Below are 19,830 nucleotides of genomic sequence, written 5' to 3' on the forward strand. Positions count from 1 at the left end.
TCGTCCATACATGGTGCGACAGGTTGTCGCAGTTTTTGCCGGTAAATGCGGGGTTTTGCGATGACCTGGATGGACAGCGCGCTGCTCAGCAACGGCCCGATCTACCTGCGCATCGTCAACAGCATCGAGCGCAGCGTGAATACCGGCGAGCTGGTGCCTGGCCATCGCCTGCCATCGCAACGTGCATTGGCCAAGCAGCTCGGCATCGACCTGACCACGGTGACGCGTGCGTTTGATGAAGCGCGGCGACGTGGTCTGATTGAAGCGCGTGGTCCGCAGGGCAGTTTCATCGCGCCGCCGAAAGCCGCCTTCGGTCAGCCGGTGGACCTGAGCATGAACGTGCCGCCGGTGCCGGACGCGACCGCCTTGAACGATGCGCTGCGACGTGGCGCGGCTGCGGTGCTTGCACGCAGCAATGCACCCAACCTGATGACGTATCACCTGGCCGGCGGCAGCCCGACCGACAGGCATGCGGCGATCAGCTGGTTGCAGCCGATGCTGGGCGATGTTGCCGATGCCGGCCTGGTGGTTGCTGAAGGCGCGCAGTCGGCCTTGGCGTCGATCCTGATCAGCCAGACCCAGGAAGGCGAGGTGATTCTGTGCGATCACCTTGTCTATCCCGGTTTGCTGCAGGCTGCCAGGTCATTGGGCCGACGTTTGCTGCCGGTTGCTGGCGATGCCGATGGAATGTGCCCGGACGCGCTTGAACGCGCTTCCCGGCAGAGCGGCGCACGCGTGGTGTACTTCAATCCCACCTGCAACAACCCGACCGGGTTGACGATTCCGCTGCAGCGCCGTGTGGCGTTGGCACGGGTGCTGCAGCAGCTGGATCTGCTCGCCATCGAAGACGATCCGTATTGGCATCACGATGTGCATGCGCCAACGCCGATCGCCGCGCTTGCACCGGGGCAGGTGTATTACGTATCAACCTTGTCCAAGGTGATCAGTCCCGGCTTGCGTACTGCTTTCGTGCGTTGTCCTTCCGTTCGCCATGCAGAAGGGCTTGCTGTTGCCTTGCGTTCGATCTGTTTGATGGGCCATCCATTGGTGATGGCGCTGGTCAGCCAGTTGTTGCTGGATGGTTCGGCGACTGCCTTGTTGCGGCAGGTGCTGGAAGAAGCGCGCGAACGCAGCGCCCTGGCGGCGCACCTGCTGGTGCCTGCGCTGAAGGTGCAGGCCGCTGGCCTGCATGCGTGGTGCACGGTGCCAGAGCCATGGACGGACGCCGGCTTCGTGCGTGCGGCGCAGCTGCAGGGCCTGGCGATATCGCCTTCGTCGTCGTTCCGGCCGGACGGCGCGCAGCGCAGCCGTGGCTTTCGTCTTTCGCTGGGGCAGGCCAGCAACCGCCGCCAGCTGCACAGCGCCCTGCGCCGCATCAATCAACTGGTGGATGCAGCAGATTCGATGGCTGTGTAGGAGCGGCGTCAGCCGCGAAGCTGATAGCAATTGAACGATAGCGCCACTTGGCGCAAGGCAGCTGTTGGTTCTCCAGCTTCGCGGCTGACGCCGCTCCCACAAACGCCGGGGCGGATGGTTGTAGGAGCGGTGTAAACCGCGAAGCCGACAGCAATTGAACTGTTGCGCGATGTGGCGCGAGGCGGCTGTTGGTTCACCGGCTTCGCGGCTGATGCCGCTCCCACAAATGCCGGTCTGGATGGATGTGGGGGCGGTGTAAACCGCGAAGCCGGCGGAATGGCAGCAGCGGTAATCCTGCCGTGCTGTTGTTCTCCTGTCTTGGGCTTCGCGGCTGACGCCGCTCCCACAAAAGCCGAGGCAGATGGTTGTAGGAGCGGTGTAAACCGCGAAGCCGACAGTGCATCAGCTGTATATCACCGCGAACGGCCCCCCTCCCCAACCTTCCCCTTGCCTGCGGCAAAAGGGAGGGGAAAGGCAGGCGGCACGAAGCCCTCTTGCCCGCAGCTGCACTCAGCTCTGCTTGAACAGCTTGCGCTTGCCGGTCAATACCTTTTCCTTGGGCGTCAGCTTTGCGACGCCGGGGATAAGGAAGTCGGTCGGGGTCTGCCCGAAGCGGATCTTGGAGGCCAGCCAGAGCGGCATCTTGCCGCGGCCGGTCCAGGTGTTCCAGCGGTTCTCGGGGTCACGGTATTTCGGCTTGACCTTCGGGCCCTTGCGGCGCGTCGGCTTGCTCTTCAGCGCTGCGGTGTCTGCGGCCGGACCGAACAGTTCTTCGATCGTATAACCGGTCTGCTTGGCCAGCGCGGTCAGCTTGCGCCTGACTTTTTCCGCAGGTTGACGTTGGGTGAGCGCTTTGTGCCTGTCCTGTGCGGCGCGGATGAGAGTGTTCAGCTCCCGGAGGTCAAGGGTGTTCAGATCGATACTCATGGCGCTAGCGTCAGTTCTTGCCGCAGGGGTGTCAAGCCATTGTTGGCAGCTTTTGACACCAGCACAGCTGCCTTTGGCGCTTTGCCCGGAAGTGCGGCTGGCTGTGGCCGGGGCGGGTGCCTGCCTGGTAGGCAAGGGCAGGGCTGGCTTCTTCCGGTGCCATCCCTCGCCAAATGCCGCCCGGGTAAGCGCAGCGCACCCGGGGCGGTTCGCCGGTGGGCTGAAACATCGGCAGATGTCGGTTCCCAAATGAGTCCCGTAGCCCGGCTAACTGCAGCGCACCCGGGGCAGTTCGCGGGCGGCCCGAAGTTTCCGCAGATGCATGCTCCCCGGGTGCGCTGCGCTTACCCGGGCTACCTCATTGCCGGCGAGGGCACAAAAAACCCGATGACCAAGGCTGGCATCGGGTTTGAGGTGCTTCAAGCGTGGGTTGGGCTTCGATCAGCGGTGGTTGCGCGAAAGCACCATCGAGTAGGCGAAGCGGCCCGGTGGGTGCAGGCTGATGGCGATCAGCAGCAGGCGACCATTGGCATCGCGATAGCGGCGCTGCACGCGCATTGCCGGCTCGGTCTTCTTGATGTCCAGCAGCTTGGCGTCGGCGGCTTCGAACGAGGCAGCATCGAATACCTGTTCCACCCGCGACAGTTTGGCCGGGTCAAGGAACTTGGCCAGGGCACGGGCGGCGCCGGCTACTTCCAGCAGCTTGTCGGTCGGCACGCCGCTGCGCACCGGGATCAGCATCTCGGTGACGGCGATGGGCTCGCGGGTCTGTTCTTCAAGGCGCAGGCAGTGCAGGCGCAGGTATTCCTTGCCCTCATGGATGTCCAGGCGCTGCGCCGTGGCCGCATCGGCCAGCTTGCGCTCGGCTTCCAGCACCTTCAGGCGGGTGCTGTTGCCGTACTGCATCAGCAGGTCGACGGTGTCGATCTCGTGCTCGTAACGCATGGCCGCGCTCTGCGCGATCACCCGCGTGCCGGCGCCCGGCCGGCGCTGCACCAGGCCGGCGCTGATCAGCTGCGCCAGTGCTGCGCGTGCGGTATGGCGGCTGACGCTGAAGCGTTCGCACAGTTCCAGCTCGGTAGGTAGCAGGGTACCAACGGCGTACTCGCCCTTTTCAATTGCCGCCTGCAGTAGATCGCCCAGTTCGGCATAGCGGGGCTTGTTGCGTCGCGTACCAGTCATATGTACAGATCCTTGTTCAAAGTCTGAGCGAGAGTTCCTGCCAGCTGCGCTGCAGGGTTTCACGGTGTTCGGGTGCGGCGATGGCAATCAGGGCCTGGGCCCTTGCATGGACATCGAGATGGCGTACATCAGCTACACCATAGTCGCTGACGATACAGTCGGCATCTACGCGGGCAAGGCTTATGGGACCGGCGGGAAGCATCGGGACGATCCTGCTTTCGCCCTTGGGGGTACTGGCAGGGAGTGCAATGATGCCGCGACCAGCGGTCGATTGGCGAGCGCCTTGCAGGAAATCAGGCAGCCCGCCGACACCACTCAGTTGGCGTCCAGACAGGAACTCGCCGTTCACCTGGCCCAGCAGATCCACCGACAGCGCGCTGTTGATGGCGGTCAGGCGCGGAATACCGCCCAGTACGTTGTGATCGTGGGTATGCCCGACCTCGCGGAAGCTGATGCTGCGCGGGGCGATGTCGTACAGCGCCTGTGTACCCAGTGCCACGCCCGCCACCACCGCATCCGGCGCCGGTGACAGCGCGCCCGATTCCAGCAGGCCTAGCAGACCGTCGGAGATCATGCCGCTGTGGATGCGCAGGTTGCGCCGCTCGCGCACCGCGCGCAGCACCGCCGACTGCAGCCTGCCCAGGCCGAGTTGCAGGGTGGCGCCGTCTTCCACCAGCGTGGCGACCTGCGCGGCAACTGCGTCCATCGCGGCATCGGCCGGCGGATCGGGAATGTCCAGCAGCGGTGCGTCCTGCTCGATCACGGCGGTCATCCGCGACAGCGGGATCGATGGGCCGCGCGTGCGCGGCATGCGCGGGTTGATATGCGCCAGGATGCGGGTGGCGCGCGGCCATGCGGCCGGGGTGAAGTCGCAGGCGATGCCCAGCGAGCAGTTGCCGTCCTCATCCGGCGGCGCCACCTGTACCAGCACGGTGTCGAAGGCGACACTCTCGCGCAACCAGCGCCAGGTGGCGGTATAGGTCATCGGCAGATAGTCGACCCGGCCATCCAGCCAGGAATTGCGCAGCTCGCTGCTCAGGAAGATCGTGCGCTGGCGTGCCTGCGGGTGCAGCCCGGCAAAGTCGAAGGTATTGACCGTGGGGATATGCACGCCGGTGAAGCGCAGGCCTGCGCAGCGTTCAGCGCCGCTGCGCAGCCAGTGTTCGAACAGCAGGGAATGGCCGGCGCAGCCGGGCGCGAAGATCTCCGGGCCTTGTGCGAGGTAGTCGAAAAAAGTGTCGGCATCCAGAATTCGGGGCATGGGGCTGATTGCGGTGGTGGGAGAGCGGATCATATGATATGTCCGGACAAAGTCGGTTATGCTCCTTTTACGCGGTCGCTGTTCCCTCCTACCCGAACCCGCTGTTGCGGGCCTGCACCGAGACTTCATCGCGCGATGACCCTGCCTGCTGCCAGCCTTACCGAACAGCTTGCCCAGCGCCTGCAACGGCCGGTGTATGACGCCGCCAGGCGGCGCGCGGCACTGCTGCTGGTGGATTGGCTGGGCTGTGCCTTGGCCGCGCTGCGTTACCCCATTGCCAACCAGCTGCGCACGGTGGTGCAGGCGCAGGCCAGCGGTACTGTGGTCGCGCTGGGCGCAGGCCGGCGCACCGCCGCCGATGCGCTGCTGCTCAATGCCGCGCTCGGCAACGTGCTGGAAATGGACGATGTGCATCGTGGCGCCATCCTGCATCCGGGCCCGGTGGTCATCCCGGTGGCCTTGGCCGTGGCGCAGGCCGAGGGCGCAGATGCCGGCGAACTGCTGGACGCCATCGTGCGCGGCTATGAAGCCACCATCCGCGTCGGCCGCGCCCTGGGCAAGGCGCATTACCGCTATTGGCATCCCACCTCCACTGCAGGCGCGTTTGGCGCAGCCGCAGCAGCGGCATCGATACTGCGCCTGCCGGCCGAGTCACTGGCCGATGCACTGGGTAATGCAGGCAGTCGAACGGGCGGCCTGTGGCAGATGCGCCACGAGCCGGTGCCGACCAAATCCCTGCACAACGCCGAAGCCGCACGCAGTGGCTGGCTGGCGGCGCAACTGGCGCTGGCGGGCATGCGTGGGCCGCGCAGGATACTGGAAGGCGAGCAGGGCCTGTTTGCCGCCACTGCGGCAGATGCCGTGCCGGAACTGGTGATTGCCGAGGAAGCCGACTGGCTGATCCACAGCACCAGCCTCAAGCCGTGGCCGGCATGCCGGCATGCGCACCCGGCGATCGACGCGATGCTTGATGCCTTGGCGCAACTGGATGCCGGCGAGCAGGCGCAGATACAACACATCGAAATGCGCAGCTATGCCGAGGCGCTGCGTTTCTGCGACCGCGCGCAGCCGCAGACCGAACTGGAAGCCAAATTCAGCTTGCAGCACGCGCTGGCCTCGATCCTGGTGCACGGCCGTCCACAGCTGGCGCATTACACCGCCGAAGCCTGCAGCGATACCGAACTCGCGCCGTGGCGGCAGCGCATCCAGCTGATCGAGGATGCGCCCTGCAGCCAGCGTTTTCCCGCCCATTACGGCGCCAGCGTGCGCTTGCTGCTGGCCGATGGCCGCAGCGTGCAGGCCGAGCGCATCGACGCCTGGGGCGACCCGGAATGCCCGATGTCGGCCGACGATGTGCTGGCCAAGGCAATGGCCTTGGCGCACTGGGGTGGCGTATCCGCCGGCCTGGCGCAACCCCTCTTTGGGCAGGTGCAGGCGCTGGCCGATGGCGGCAGTCTGGACGCCCTGAATTTGATGTTGGCGCGGGTAGCGTGATGCGATTTACCGAAGCCTTGTTGCAGCATGCCGGCACGCTGCGTTTTGAAGACCTTTCCGCCGAGGCCGTTGCCGCAACGCGCGTGTTCGTGATGGATTCGGCTGCGGTGGGCATATCCGGTTCCGGTGCGCAGGTGCCGCTGACCCAGGTTGTCCGCCGCAGCGCCGCCAGTTACGGCAGTGGCAATGCGGCGCGCGCTTGGGTGACCGGCGAAGCGCTGCCTGCGGCCAGCGCGGCCATGGTCAACGGCTATCAGATCCACAGCCAGGAATTTGATTGCGTGCACATGCCGGCGGTGGTGCATCCGCTGGCGGTGATCCAATCGGCGGTGTTTGCCGCCGCCGAACAACGCGCCAACGTCGACGGCTTGCCGGTCGATGGCAAGGTGCTGATCACCGCGCTCAACGTGGCGGTCGATGTGGCCACGCTGATTGGCATCAGTGGCCGCGCGCCGATGCGTTTCTTTCGCCCCTCGATGTGCGGCGCGCTCGGTGCCGCGGCAGGTATCGCGCATCTGTACGGTGCCGATGAAGAGCTGCTGCGGCGCGTGGTCGGCCTGACCTATAGCCACCTGTCCGGCACCATGCAGGCGCATGTGGAAGGCTCGCCAACCCTGGCGCTGCAGGTCGCCTTGAATGCCCGCGCCGCAGTGAGCTGTTGGGAGCTGGCGCGCAATGGTTTCCCGGCACCGCGCGACATGCTGGAAGGTCCGTTCGGCTATCTGCCCTTGATTGAAGGTGAGTTCGATACCGGCCCATCGCTGCAGAAACTGGCTGCCGGCGAAGCGCAGATCCTCACGGTCAGCCACAAGGTATTCCCCACCGGCGGTGCCGCGCACGCCGCGCAGGACATGCTGATGGAGCTGCGCCAGCAGCACAGCTTGGACCTGGAAAACATCGCCAGCATCGAACTGCAGGCGCCACCGCTGGTGCGCCGCCTGGTCGGCCGCAGCTATCAGCCGGCGATGGAAACCAGCTACGCCCGGCTATGCCTGCCGTTCCTGCTCGGCACCGTGCTGCTGGATGGCAAGGTCGGGCTGTCGGCATATGCACCGAAAAAACTGGCCGACGCGCGCCTGGCTGCGTTCGCCGCGCAGGTCCGCCTGGTGCCGAACGACTGCGAAAATCCCAATGCACTGGTGCCGCAGTCGATGACGGTCACCCTGCGTGATGGCCGCGTGCTGCACAACCAGCGCGATGCTGCCATCGGCTCACCGCAACGGCCGCTGTCGCGCGCCCAGCAACTGGAAAAGTTCCACCACTGCCTTGATCACGCCGCGCTTCCGTTCGACGCCGGCCACCGTGATGCCCTGATCTCCCACTTCGACCATCTGCAGGACATCGACGATGTCAGGCGGTTGGTCGACCTGCTGATTGTCGAGACCCCATGACCTACGCCACTTATTTCGAATCCTTCGATGTCAAGGAGCTGCTCAAGCAGTTCCCGCTGGACCAGGCCTTCACCGACAAGTTCAAGAACATCAGCCGCGAGGAACTGCGCGCCGAGCAGAACGCGATGTTCCTGCGCTGCGTGACGCGCGCCTGGCAGATTCCGTTCTATCAGCGGCTGTGGGGCGATGCCGGTATCACCCCGGATGACATCCAGAGCCTGGACGACATCACCAAGCTGCCGGTGTTCGGCAAGCACGAGATCATGGCTTCGGTGGAAGCGAATCCACCGTTGGGCGATTTCCACGGTTGGCAGGACGGCACCGAAGCCGGTAACAAGCCGCTGGTATTCCACACCACCTCCGGCACCACCGGCCGCCCGCAGCCGTTGGTGTTTTCGCCGCATTCGCGCGAAGTGCAGAGCCTGCTGCTGGCGCGCCTGTACCGCTGGCAGGGCATGCAGCCCGGCGACGTGGTGCACTCGGTGTATGGCCACGGCATGATCAACGGCGGCCACTACGTGCGCGAGGCCATCACCCATTACACGCAGGCCCTGTTCTGCTCGGCCGGCACCGGCATCGAGATGCGTTCGGCGCAGCAGGTGCAGCTGATGAAGAGCATGGGCACCAACGTGATTGTTGGCTTCGCCGACTACATCAAGAAGCTGGCTGACGTGGCCCGCGAAAATGGCCTGGTGCCGGGCAAGGACATCCCGGTGCGGATGATCTGCGGCCACCTTGGCCGTGAATCGCGCGAAACCCTGTCCGCCGCCTGGGGTGGTGTCGAGCTGTACGACTGGTATGGCGTGGGCGATACCGGCGCGATTGCCGGCCAGGGCCCGGACCAGGACGGCCTGTACCTGATGGAAGACGCGCAGTACGTGGAAATCCTCGACGTCGACAGCGGCGAACTGGTGGCCGATGGCGGCACCGGCGACATGGTGGTCACCTGCCTGTACAAGGACGACATCTACCCGATCATCCGCTTCAATACCCATGACGTGACCCGCGTGCTGACCACGCCCTCGTCGCTGGGCATGAACCTGCGCCGCATCGAGGGCTTCCTCGGCCGCAGCGACAACATGGTCAAGATCCGCGGCATCAACGTATTCCCACAGGCGATGGCGCCGGTGCTGGAAGAACATGCCTCGTTCGCCGGTGAATTCATCTGCGTGGCCAGCCGTGATGAAGGCGGCCGCGATGATCTGGCCGTGCACGTCGAGACCCGTGGCGCGTTGGATGACGCACAGCTGGCGGCGGAGTTTGCCGCCTTGCTGCGCCAGCGTCTGGGTGTTGAGATGAGCATTGTGCTGGCCGCGCCGGGTGCGCTGGCCGCGCTGACCGGTATCGAGGTACGGCAGAAGCCGGTACGTCTGATCGACAAACGTTTCGCTTGAGGAAGACCGCGTGAGCAAGGCCGATGCGCAATTGTTGAGCCAGGATCTGACCGCGCAGGCGGCCCTGCTTGCAGCCGGTGAGGTCAGTTGCACGGAGCTGGTCACCCAGCAGCTGGCGGCCATCGCCGCCAGCCAGGCGCAGATCAACGCCTACATCCACGTCGATGCGGAAGGGGCATTGGCGGCGGCTGCACTGTCCGAGCGGCGCCGTCAGCGTGGTCTGCCGCGCCCGCTGGAAGGCCTGCCGATCGCGGTCAAGGACAATATCGATGTGGCCGGCATGGTCACTACCGCGGGTATGGAAACACGCCGCCACGATGCGCCCGCCGCCACCGACAACCCGGCCGTGGCCGCGTTGCGTGCGGCCGGCGCGATCATCGTCGGCAAGCTCAACATGCACGAAGCGGCGATGGGCGCCGACAACGACAATCCGTTCTACGGCGCCTGCCACAACCCGCACCGGCACGGTTACACGCCGGGCGGTTCCAGTGGCGGCAGCGGCGCGGCGGTAGCTGCCGGTCTGTGTTCGGCGGCGCTGGGCACCGACACCATGGGCTCGGTGCGCATTCCCGCAAGTTACTGCGGCGTGGTCGGGCTCAAGCCGAGCTGGGGCGCGATCAGCACACGCGGCACCGTCGCCTTGTGCCGGAGGCTGGACCATATCGGTCCGCTGACACGTTCTGCCCGCGACCTGCGCCTGTTGCTGCAGCTGATGACCGGCTTTGATCCGGACTGCGCGCAGTCGCGCGCCATTCACTACGCAGCGCCGGACACGCTGGGCCTGCGTATCGGTGTGGTCGATTTCGGTGATGCAGCCGAGGTTGCCGCCGATGTACAGCAGGCCTTCGAGGAGGGCCTGCGGGTACTGGCCGGCTTGGGTCATCGTGTGCAGGCCTTGCCCGCACCGGCATTTGCCTCGGCCCGCGCCCGTCGCGCCGGCCTGCTGATGAGCGAGGCGGAGATGCTGGTCGAGCATGCCGATGCCTGGGCCGGCGACCGCAGCAAGTTTTCGCCGTTGCTGGTCAAGCTGATGTCCTGGGCCGAGGGCCGCAGCGCGGCTGAACTGGCCGCTGCCTCGCAATTGGCGGACCGTGGACAGGTGCAGCTGCAGCAGTGGCTGGCGCAGTGCGATGTGCTGGTGATGCCGACTGCGCCGCAACGCGCGTTCGCCTTCGGCCAACCCGCACCGGCCAGCCAGGCCGACCTCACCGCCTACGCCAACCTGGCCGGCAATCCGGCCTTGTCGGTACCGCTGCCGGTGGCCGCCGGCGAGCTGCCGGTGGGCATGCAGCTTGTCGGCAAGATCGGCGACGAGCTGAGCCTGATCGCCTTGGCGGAAGCCTTCCAGCAGGCCATCGCCTGGCAGCCGTCGCTGCCGCAGGCCTGCAGCAACTGGTGGCCGAAATGAAGCTGCTTGATGGTGTTCGGGTGCTGGACCTGTCACGCATCCTGGCCGGGCCCTGGGCTACCCAGGTGCTGGCCGATTTCGGCGCCGATGTGATCAAGGTCGAGCGTCCCGGTGTGGGCGACGACACCCGTACCTGGGGGCCGCCGTACCTGAAGGATGCTGCCGGCAACGACAGCAGCGAGTCGGCGTATTACCTGTGTGCCAACCGTGGCAAGCGCTCGGTGGCGATTGATTTCACCACGGGCGAAGGGCAGGCCTTGCTGCGCGAGCTGGTGATGCATTGCGATGTGCTGGTGGAGAACTACAAGGTCGGTGGCCTGAAGAAATATGGGCTGGATTTCGCCAGCCTGCAGGCGATCAATCCCAAGCTGGTGTATTGCTCGATCACCGGCTACGGCCAGGACGGGCCTTATGCACAGCGCGCTGGCTACGACGCCGCCATCCAGGCCATCGGTGGTTTGATGAGCGTCACCGGCGAGCCCGATGGTGCGCCGGGTGCAGGCCCACAGAAAGTAGGCGTGGCCGCGACCGATCTGATGACCGGCATGTATGCGGCTACCGCAATCCTGGCCGCGTTGCGGCATGCCGAGCGCACGGGCGTAGGCCAGCAGATCGATCTGGCGCTGCTGGACACCCAGGTTGCCTGGCTGGCCAACCAGGCCTCGAATTATCTGGTGGGTGGCGTGGTGCCAACCCGCCAGGGCACGGCGCACCCGAATATCGTGCCGTACCAGGTGATGCCGGCCGCCGATGGCTATTTCATGCTGGCCGTGGGCAATGACGGACAGTTCGCGCGCCTGTGCGAGGTGATTGGCGAGCCCGGTCTGGCCACGGATCCGCGCTATGCAACAAACAATGCGCGAGTTGCGAATCGCGAACTGTTGGTGCCGCAGCTGCAACAGATTTTGAGGACGCGGCCGGCGGCTGAGTGGTTGGCTGCGCTCGAAAAGGCGGTGGTACCGGCCAACCCGGTCAATCGCATTGATCAGGTATTCGCCGACCCGCAGGTGCAGGCGCGAGGCCTGCGCATCGAACTGCCGCATGCCGGCGGCAGCAGCGTGCCGATGGTGCGCAACCCGCTGAAATTCTCGGCCACGCCGCTGCGCTATGAGCAGGCGGCGCCGGTGCTCGGGCAGCACACGTCGGCAGTGCTGGAGGAAGTGCTCGCCATTGATGGTGAGCGGCTGCGGGTGCTGCGGGAGTTGGGGGTTGTTGGGTTTGCTGGTGAAGCTAGAAGCTAGAAGCTAGAAGCTAGAAGCGTTACCCCTCCCCAACCCTCCCCTTGGCTGCGCCAAAGGGAGGGGCGCAAGCCTGCGATCCGTCAGATCATCGCGACCCGCTTTGCTCCCTCCCTTTGGCATAGCCAAGGGGAGGGTTGGGGAGGGGTGCTCTCGGCGATCAATCTTCAGCTGACTTATTGCCGGCTTCGCGGCTGACGCCGCTCCCACAAAAGCAGTCACGGTTCCGCGGGGGACTGGGTAGTGCCGAGCCATGCTCGGCAGGGGCGTTACCGGTGCAGCATCTAACCTGTAGGAGCGGCGTGAGCCGCGAAGCTGGCAGCACCGAAATTACCGGTATGCCAGCAATCGGACAGGTCCATTGCTTCGCGGCTGATGCCGCTCCCACAAAACACCAAACATCCAAATTCACGCGCCGCCCGGAAAGCCCTGCTGTCGCCACGCTTCATACACCACCACGGCGACCGAGTTGGACAGGTTCAGGCTGCGGTTGTTGGGCTGCATCGGCAGGCGCAGGCGATGGCCATCCGGCAAGGAATCCAGCAGATCCTGCGGCAGACCACGGGTTTCCGGGCCGAACAGGAAGGCATCGCCATCGGCGAACTGCACGGTGTCATAGCGAACGCTGGAGCGGGTACTCAAGGCAAACAGCCGCTTGGGGGCGATGCGCGCCAAGGCGGTTTCCAGATCCGGATGGACCTGCATCTGTGCGTACTCGTGGTAGTCCAGGCCGGCGCGCTTGAGCTGCTTGTCACTGAGGTCGAAGCCCAAAGGCTCGATCAGGTGCAGCCGCGCGCCGGTATTGGCGCAGAGCCGGATCACGTTGCCGGTGTTCGGCGGGATCTCGGGCTGGTAAAGCACTACATCGAAAACAGGGGCAGAAGTCATCGGCGCATTTTACGCCGGGTGTTGCGTCAAGGCTGGCTTAGTTCGAAACCAGCCCCTGTGCGACGACCTTGCCGATGGCTTCAGCAGCGGCTTCAGCAGCCATCGCCTGCACCTGCTCCACGTCCGGGCGGACGGTGATGGCCGGCAGCGACACCATCCAGTTGCCGGCGCGGGTGCCGATGGCGACCGGGTTGGCCGAAGCCAGCTGGCTGGCGGTCTGTTCGGCCATCAGTTCGACGATCTGGCCGACGGTCGGGCGAACCTGCACGGCAGCCAGGGTCGGGATGTTGCTGTTGGCTTCGTGCTCGGCCTGCACCATCTGATCAGCGGAGGGGCGAACCTGCACGGTTTCCAGGGTGACGATATCCGAGGCCTGGACCGAAGAAACAAAGCCGGCGCTGGCGACGAGGGCGAGGGCAATGGCGAGAGACTTGGCGTTCATGGCGGGACCTGTTTGGTGTGTGTGGGCAGTGGTGTGGTAGTAAGGTAGTACAGTGAATCTCGAACTGCAAGAACTTTTTCGATTTTTCTTTGTTTGTTCAGCTTTCAGTCATTTATCGTCTGAGTGGATCTTGCTGCGAGTAATAGGCAGCAGGATGCGTGCCAATCGCATCTGATTGATAAATAAGAATTTGTTGTTTCTGGAAAGTGTCCGCTGTCCGGACACCCGTCACCCAGGCAGTGACCGGACGGACGCTGTGGCGGTCACTTCGCTACCCATGACGCATGGCGTATGCCGTTGTGACGGCGCCCGGTTAGGATCAGCGTTCACCTTCATACCCAAGGGAAATGGAATGAACGCAGCTATGCCCCGTACCGCCTTGTTGACCCTGGCCTTGAGTGCCGCCCTCGGCGGATTCGTCGGCGTGCCGCTGGTTGCGGAGGCCAAGCCGGCCGCCGCCGCTGCGTCGGTAGACATCCCGTATGAAGAGTTCACCCTGCCCAACGGCCTGCGCGTGGTGGTGCACACCGACCGCAAGGCGCCGATCGTGGCGGTGAACATCTGGTACCACGTTGGTGCCAAGGACGAACCGGCCGGCCGCACCGGCTTCGCGCATCTGTTTGAACACCTGATGTTCCAGCGCAGCGAAAACCACAGCGGCGAATTCTTCGAACCCTTCAAGCAGGTCGGTGCCACCGACCAGAACGGCACCACCAATACCGACCGCACCAATTACTTCCAGAACGTGCCGACCACCGCGCTGGACATGGCGTTGTGGATGGAATCTGACCGCATGGGCCACCTGGTGGGCGCCATCGACCAGGCGGCACTGGATGAGCAGCGCGGTGTGGTGCAGAACGAAAAGCGCCAGGGCGAGAACCAGCCCTACGGTCAGGTCTGGGACAAGCTGACCCGCGCGATGTATCCGGCCGGCCACCCGTACCATCACGGTGTGATCGGCTCGATGAACGATCTCAACGCCGCCTCGCTGGATGACGTCAAGACCTGGTTCCACACCTGGTACGGCCCGAACAATGCGGTGCTGGTGCTGGCCGGTGATATCGACGTGGCCACCGCCAAGGAAAAGGCCGCCAAGTACTTCGGTGACATTCCGGCCGGGCCGAGCATGGCGCAGCCGGCAGTGAATGTTGGCCAGCGTTCTGCCAGCACCCGCGAAGTAATGAGCGACAAGGTGCCGCAGGCGCGCATCTACCGCGCCTGGAACGTGGCCCAGGTCGGCACCACCGATATCGATCAGCTCGATCTGTTCTCCTACGTGCTGGGCGGCGCCAAGTCCTCGCGTCTGGACCAGCGCCTGCTGCACAACGACAAGCTGGTGGACAACATCAGCGCGATGACCGATGCCTCGCAGCTGGGTTCCAACTTCCTGATCATCGCCACAGTCAAGCAGGGCGTTGATCCGGCCAGGGTCGAGAAGGCCATCGACGAAGAGCTCAAGCGCCTGATCGCCGAAGGCCCGACTGCCGATGAACTGGAACGCGCCAAGGTGCAGTCGCGTGCCGGCTTCGTGCGTGGCATCGAACGCATCGGCGGTTTCGGCGGCAAGGCCGACGCGCTGGCCCAGTGCGCCGTCTATGAAGGCAACCCGGGTTGCTTCCGCACCTCGCTGGCCAATGTGGATGCCGCCACCGCGGCGGATGTAAAGGCGGCCGGTGCCAAGTGGCTGGGCGTGGGCGACCACACCATCGTGGTCGAGCCGGGCGAACGTGTTGCCCTGGCCGAGCTGCCCTCGGTCAAGCCGGCCCCGTTCAATGTACCGGCCGTGGACCCGAAGTACACCACGCTGCCAAGCCAGGTGGACCGCAGCGCCGGCGTGCCCAAGACCACCAGCTTCCCGGAACTGAAGTTCCCGCAGCTGCAGCGCGCCACGTTGAAGAACGGCACCAAAGTAGTGCTGGCCGAACGTCACGATATTCCGGTGGTGCAGTTCAGCTATGAATTCCCGGGTGGCTTCACCGCCGACCAGGGCCGCAAGCCGGGCACCGCCAACTTCACCATGGGCATGCTGGACGAAGGCGCTGGCCAGCTCGGCTCGCTGGCGTTTGCCGACGCGGTGGAACGCCTGGGTGCCAGCGTCAATGCCGGCGCTTCGCTGGATGGTTCCAGCGTGTATCTGTCGGCACTGAAGGAAAACCTGGCGCCGTCGCTGGCCCTGTACGCCGACGTGGTGCGCGCGCCGCGTTTCGATCAGAACGAGATCGACCGCATCAAGGCAACCTGGATTGCTGGCATCCAGCAGGAAAAGGCCCAGCCCAACGCGGTGGCCATGCGCGTGCTGCCGCCGCTGCTGTACGGTGCTGGCCACCCGTATGCGATTCCGTTCACCGGCAGCGGCAACGAAGCGGCGATCCAGTCGCTGACCCGCGAAGACCTGACCTCCTTCCACAAGCAGTGGCTGCGTCCGGAAGGCGCCACCCTGATCGTGGTCGGCGACACCACCTTGAAGGACATCGTGCCGCTGCTGGAACGCAGCTTCGGTGACTGGAAGGGCGAGGGCGCCGCACCCAAGGTGCAGGCCCCGAACAATGTGGACCGTCCGCAGACCGCACGCGTGTTCCTGATCGACCAGCCGGGCGCGGTGCAGGCCAACCTGTTCGCCGGTGAAGTGGCGCCGTCGACGATGGACCCGGGCACCACCCGTTTCGACATTGCCAATGGCGTGCTCGGTGGCGACTTCACCTCGCGCCTGAACATGAACCTGCGTGAGGACAAGCATTGGTCCTACGGCGCGCGTTCGTCGGCCTCCAATGCCCTGGGCCAGCGCCCGTGGATGGCGGTTGCACCGGTGCAGATCGACAAGACCGGTGAGGCGATGAAGGAAATGAACGCCGAGATCAGCCAGTTCGCCAGCGGCCAGCGCCCGCCCACCGATGCCGAAGTCAGCCGCATCCGCAACATCCAGACGCTGAGCCTGCCCGGTGCCTACGAAACCGCATCGGCGGTGATGAGCACCATCGGTGGCATCGTGCGTTATGGCCGTCCGGACGACTATGTGTTCAAGCGCAAGGCCGAGATCGAAGCGATGACCCCGGCGCAGGTAGCCGAAGCGGCCAAGATCCTGGATCCGTCCAAGCTGACCTGGGTGGTCGTAGGCGACCTGAAGCAGACCGAAGCCCCGGTACGCGCACTGAAGCTGGGCGAAGTAACGGTGATCGACGCCGACGGCAAGCCGGTGGTGAAGAAGTAACAACAGGCAAGCAGCGTAGCCTTCGGCTTGAGCCCCTCTCCCGTATACGGGAGAGGGGTTGGGGTGAGGGCGGCTTTAGCTAGTAGAGCCCCTTTCGAGCATGGCTCGGCACTACAGTTTTCACCCCTTCCCTTTCGCGCAGCGAAGGGGAGGGCTGGGGAGGGGTAGTTTTTTCTTTAAGCCCCTCTCCCGCGTGCGGGAGAGGGGTTGGGGTGAGGGCGGCTTTAGCTAGTAGAGCCCCCGCCGAGCATGGCTCGGCACTACAGGTTTCGCCCCCCTCCCTTTCGCGCAGCGAAGGGGAGGGCTGGGGAGAGGTAGTTTTTTTCTTTAAGCCCCTCTCCCGCGTGCGGGAGAGGGGGTTGGGGTGAGGGCGGTTTTCGCTGGTAAAGCCCTTGCCGAGCATGGCTCGGCACTACAGGACGGACCATCCCAAACCTTGGGATCACCACCTGTTCATCCTTTCCCGGCACAATCCGTTCTGATCTTCACAAGGAATAGTCCATGCGCGTCCTGCTTCTGTCCGCCCTGATCGCCAGCACCGCCGCCTGCACCTGGGTGCCGATTGAGTCCGGCGGCAAAGCCGTACGTGTGCTGCCCGCCGGGCCGGTGGCCCCGGGCTGCGTGACCAAGGGCGAAATCGTGGTGTCGGTGAAGAACAAGGTCGGTTTCTACAACCGCAATCCGCTGCGCGTGCAGGAGGAACTGGAAACCCTGGCCCGCAACGAGGCCCCCAGCGCGGGCGCCAACGCGGTGCAGGCCAGTGGCCAGCCGGACGACGGCAGCCAACGCTTTGCCGCCTTCCAGTGCCCGCCGCGCTGAGCGCAAAGGCCGTCTTGCGGGCCTGGCGGCTCCATACGCCGGGCCGCCTATTTGTAAAGATGCGGTAAAAAGGCGCAGGGGCTAGAATAGCGACCCCTTCGCCTGAGTCTTGGCGCTTTCTGATGCCTTTTCAAAATGTCTCGATCGCGGGACTGGCGCATATTGATGCGCCGCATACGCTGACCTCAAAGGAAATCAACGAGCGGCTCCAGCCCACACTGGAACGCCTGGGCATTCGTGCCGACGTGCTTGGCGATATCGCCGGCATCCATGCGCGCCGCCTTTGGGACCAGGGTACGCAGGCCTCGGATGCCGCGACCATGGCCGGCCGCAAGGCGCTGGAAGACGCCGGCATCACCGCCGACAAGGTGGGCCTGCTGGTCAATACGTCCGTCAGCCGTGATTACCTGGAACCCTCCACCGCTTCGATCGTGTCCGGCAACCTGGGCATCGGCGAAGAGTGCGTCACCTTCGACATCGCCAACGCCTGCCTTGCCTTCATCAATGGCATGGACATGGCGGCGCTCATGTTGGAGCGCGGCGACATCGACTACGCATTGATCGTCGATGGCGAGACCTCCAACTTGGTCTATGAAAAGACCATGGAGCGGATGATGTCCCCGGACATCACCGCCCAGCAGCTGCGCGACGAAGTGGCAGCGCTGACCACCGGTTCCGGTGCGGCAGCGATGGTGATGGCGCGCTCGGAGCTGGTGCCGGACGCCCCGCGTTACAAGGGCGGCGTGACCCGTGCAGCCAACCAGTGGAACAAGCTGTGCGTGGGCAACCTGGACCGCATGGTCACCGATACCCGCATGCTGCTGATCGAAGGCATCAAGCTGGCCACCAAGACCTTTGAAGCCACGCGTGTCGCGCTGGGCTGGGCGGTGGACGAGATCGACCAGTTTGTGATCCACCAGGTCAGCCAGCCGCATACCAATGCCTTCATCAAGGCCTTCGGCATCGACCCGAAGAAGGTGATGACCATCTTCGGCGAGCACGGCAACATCGGCCCGGCCTCGGTCCCGATCGTGCTGAGCAAGCTGCGTCAGCTGGGCAAGCTCAAGAAGGGCGACCGTGTCGCGCTGATGGGCATCGGCTCGGGCCTGAACTGCACGATGGCCGAGGTGGTCTGGTAAGTTCCGGCCTTGCCGCGAACTGCGGGATCGCATGTTTTTCCTTCTCCCCTTGTGGGAGAAGGTGCCCAAAGGGCGGAAGAGGGGACGCGTGCGCAGCACGCATGCGCCTGGGGTTGGAGCGCTTGTTCAAGCACCTCCACGCTGGCCAACCCTCTCCCCAACCCCTCTCCCGACAGGAGAGGGGCTCAGCAGCCGCAGGTGCAACCCGATGAACAAACTCCCCGGTTACCCCAGCAAGACCCACCGTTTCGAAGTGCGTCCGGGTTTGTCGATGAATTACATCGATGAAGGCCCGCGCGATGGCGAAGTGGTGGTGATGCTGCACGGCAATCCGTCGTGGAGCTATCTGTGGCGGCACCTGGTCAACGGCCTCAGCGACAAGTACCGCTGCATCGTGCCCGATCACATCGGCATGGGCCTGTCCGACAAGCCTGACGACAGCCGCTACGAATACACGCTGCAGTCGCGTGTGGATGATCTGGATGCGCTGCTCAAGCACCTGGGCATCACCGGCCCGGTGACGCTGGCGGTGCACGATTGGGGCGGCATGATCGGCTTCGGCTGGGCCTTGTCGCACCATGAGCAGGTCAAGCGCCTGGTCATCACCAATACCGCTTCGTTCCCGTTGCCGCCAGAAAAGCCGATGCCGTGGCAGATCGCCATGGGCCGGCACTGGAAGGCGGGCGAATGGTTCATCCGCACCTTCAATGCATTCTCGGCCGGTGCCTCGTGGCTGGGCGTGAGCCGGCGCATGCCGGCCGATGTGCGGCGAGCGTATGTGTCCCCGTACAACAACTGGGACAACCGCATCTCCACCATCCGCTTCATGCAGGACATTCCGCTGTCGCCGGCCGACAAGGCCTGGTCGCTGCTGGAACGTGCGGCGGCAGCGTTGCCCAGCTTCGCTGATCGCCCGGTGTACATCGCCTGGGGCCTGCGCGACATCTGCTTCGACCATCACTTCCTGGCCGGCTTCAAGAAGGCATTGCCGCAGGCTGAAGTGACCGCGTTTGAAGACGCCAACCACTACGTGCTGGAAGACAAGCACGAGGTCGTCGTGCCGGCAGTGCGTGCCTTCCTGGAACGCAACCCGCTGGGGTGAGACGGGGCCTTGAGAGCCTTTGTAGGAGCGGCGTCAGCCGCGAAGCAAGGGACACCTCAGCGGTGGCCACCTCTGGATTCAGTAGGCCAATTTCCGGCGCTTCGCACAACGTGTGCGATTGTTTTTCTCGTCGTCTGAAGCATCACCAGCTTCGCGGCTGACGCCGCTCCTACAAGACCATCCCCTGTATTGCCGAGCCATGCTCGGCAGAGGCTCTACCGGTGAGGCTCCTGCCGAGCATGGCTCGGCACCACGCCCCCTCCCTTGCGCCGAAGGCGGAGGGGAGGGTTGGGGAGGGGTGAGCTTTTGTGGCCTTTCCCAATGCACCAGCTTCGCGGCTGACGTCGCTCCTACAAGACCATGCCCTGTAGTGCCGAGCCATGCTCGGCAGAGGCTCTACCGGTGAGGCTCCTGCCGAGCATGGCTCGGCACTACGCCCCCTCCCTTGCGCCGAAGGCGGAGGGGAGGGTTGGGGAGGGGTGAGCTTTTGTGGCCTCTCCCGGTGCACCAGCTTCGCGGCT

15 protein-coding genes are annotated in these 19,830 nt (G+C 64.7%); 10 read left to right on the forward strand and 5 right to left on the reverse strand.

What is annotated here, in order from left to right; genetic code table 11:
- The first annotated feature begins 60 nt into the window (after positions 1-60).
- On the forward strand, positions 61-1,416 hold the full coding sequence (locus BCV67_RS12165; RefSeq protein ID WP_231732399.1) for a PLP-dependent aminotransferase family protein: 1,356 nt from the start codon (positions 61-63) through the stop codon (positions 1,414-1,416).
- Between the two features lie 510 nt (positions 1,417-1,926).
- Here BCV67_RS12165 and BCV67_RS12170 read toward each other — a convergent pair.
- The 3 genes from BCV67_RS12170 to BCV67_RS12180 all read right to left on the reverse strand — a co-directional run bounded on the left by BCV67_RS12170 (position 1,927) and on the right by BCV67_RS12180 (position 4,786).
- Entirely contained in the window at positions 1,927-2,343 is a 417-nt protein-coding gene (locus BCV67_RS12170; protein WP_062169653.1) for an H-NS family nucleoid-associated regulatory protein, read from the reverse strand.
- A 441-nt stretch (positions 2,344-2,784) separates the two neighbouring features.
- Positions 2,785-3,525, reverse strand: coding sequence for a GntR family transcriptional regulator (locus tag BCV67_RS12175; protein ID WP_062169651.1), 741 nt, complete (start codon positions 3,523-3,525; stop codon positions 2,785-2,787).
- Positions 3,526-3,541: 16 nt separating this feature from the next.
- Entirely contained in the window at positions 3,542-4,786 is a 1,245-nt protein-coding gene (locus tag BCV67_RS12180) for an acetyl-CoA hydrolase/transferase family protein (RefSeq protein WP_062169649.1), read from the reverse strand.
- Positions 4,787-4,921: 135 nt separating this feature from the next.
- Between BCV67_RS12180 and BCV67_RS19585 the strand changes: the two genes are divergently transcribed.
- From BCV67_RS19585 to BCV67_RS12205, 5 genes are read left to right on the forward strand one after another with little or no spacing between them, the layout of a single operon-like run.
- Positions 4,922-6,280 carry an MmgE/PrpD family protein gene (locus BCV67_RS19585; RefSeq protein WP_062169647.1) on the forward strand — a complete coding sequence of 453 codons (1,359 nt, stop codon included), beginning with the start codon at positions 4,922-4,924 and terminating at the stop codon, positions 6,278-6,280.
- Positions 6,280-7,671: an MmgE/PrpD family protein gene (locus BCV67_RS12190; protein ID WP_062169645.1), complete on the forward strand. Its 1,392-nt coding sequence runs from the start codon at positions 6,280-6,282 to the stop codon at positions 7,669-7,671. Before BCV67_RS19585 ends, BCV67_RS12190 begins: the two co-directional genes overlap by 1 nt.
- Complete coding sequence (locus BCV67_RS12195; RefSeq protein WP_062169643.1) at positions 7,668-9,065, forward strand: phenylacetate--CoA ligase family protein; 1,398 nt, start codon at positions 7,668-7,670, stop codon at positions 9,063-9,065. The genes BCV67_RS12190 and BCV67_RS12195 overlap by 4 nt, the downstream gene beginning before the upstream one ends.
- A 10-nt stretch (positions 9,066-9,075) precedes the next feature.
- Positions 9,076-10,473 carry an amidase gene (locus tag BCV67_RS12200; RefSeq protein WP_062169641.1) on the forward strand — a complete coding sequence of 466 codons (1,398 nt, stop codon included), beginning with the start codon at positions 9,076-9,078 and terminating at the stop codon, positions 10,471-10,473.
- On the forward strand, positions 10,470-11,714 hold the full coding sequence (locus BCV67_RS12205) for a CaiB/BaiF CoA transferase family protein (protein ID WP_062169639.1): 1,245 nt from the start codon (positions 10,470-10,472) through the stop codon (positions 11,712-11,714). The genes BCV67_RS12200 and BCV67_RS12205 overlap by 4 nt, the downstream gene beginning before the upstream one ends.
- A gap of 405 nt (positions 11,715-12,119) precedes the next feature.
- Here the strand turns inward: BCV67_RS12205 and trmL are convergent, their stop codons facing one another.
- Together trmL and BCV67_RS12215 are read right to left on the reverse strand one after the other, a co-directional pair.
- Positions 12,120-12,599 (reverse strand): tRNA (uridine(34)/cytosine(34)/5-carboxymethylaminomethyluridine(34)-2'-O)-methyltransferase TrmL, encoded by a 480-nt coding sequence (gene trmL / locus BCV67_RS12210; protein WP_057627589.1) that lies wholly within the window; start codon positions 12,597-12,599, stop codon positions 12,120-12,122.
- Between the two features lie 37 nt (positions 12,600-12,636).
- Positions 12,637-13,041 carry a hypothetical protein gene (locus tag BCV67_RS12215; protein WP_062169638.1) on the reverse strand — a complete coding sequence of 135 codons (405 nt, stop codon included), beginning with the start codon at positions 13,039-13,041 and terminating at the stop codon, positions 12,637-12,639.
- A 364-nt stretch (positions 13,042-13,405) separates the two neighbouring features.
- Here BCV67_RS12215 and BCV67_RS12220 point away from each other — a divergent pair, with 364 nt between their 5' ends.
- The 4 genes from BCV67_RS12220 to BCV67_RS12235 all read left to right on the forward strand — a co-directional run bounded on the left by BCV67_RS12220 (position 13,406) and on the right by BCV67_RS12235 (position 19,309).
- Positions 13,406-16,249, forward strand: coding sequence for a M16 family metallopeptidase (locus BCV67_RS12220; protein WP_428999476.1), 2,844 nt, complete (start codon positions 13,406-13,408; stop codon positions 16,247-16,249).
- A 501-nt stretch (positions 16,250-16,750) separates the two neighbouring features.
- Positions 16,751-17,068: a DUF4156 domain-containing protein gene (locus BCV67_RS12225; protein WP_062169634.1), complete on the forward strand. Its 318-nt coding sequence runs from the start codon at positions 16,751-16,753 to the stop codon at positions 17,066-17,068.
- Positions 17,069-17,190: 122 nt separating this feature from the next.
- Entirely contained in the window at positions 17,191-18,207 is a 1,017-nt protein-coding gene (locus tag BCV67_RS12230; protein ID WP_062169632.1) for a 3-oxoacyl-ACP synthase III, read from the forward strand.
- 208 nt (positions 18,208-18,415) lie between these two features.
- Positions 18,416-19,309: an alpha/beta fold hydrolase gene (locus tag BCV67_RS12235; RefSeq protein WP_062169630.1), complete on the forward strand. Its 894-nt coding sequence runs from the start codon at positions 18,416-18,418 to the stop codon at positions 19,307-19,309.
- The last annotated feature ends 521 nt before the right edge of the window (positions 19,310-19,830 follow it).

Source organism: Stenotrophomonas nitritireducens (genome assembly GCF_001700965.1).
GTDB lineage: Bacteria > Pseudomonadota > Gammaproteobacteria > Xanthomonadales > Xanthomonadaceae > Stenotrophomonas > Stenotrophomonas nitritireducens_A.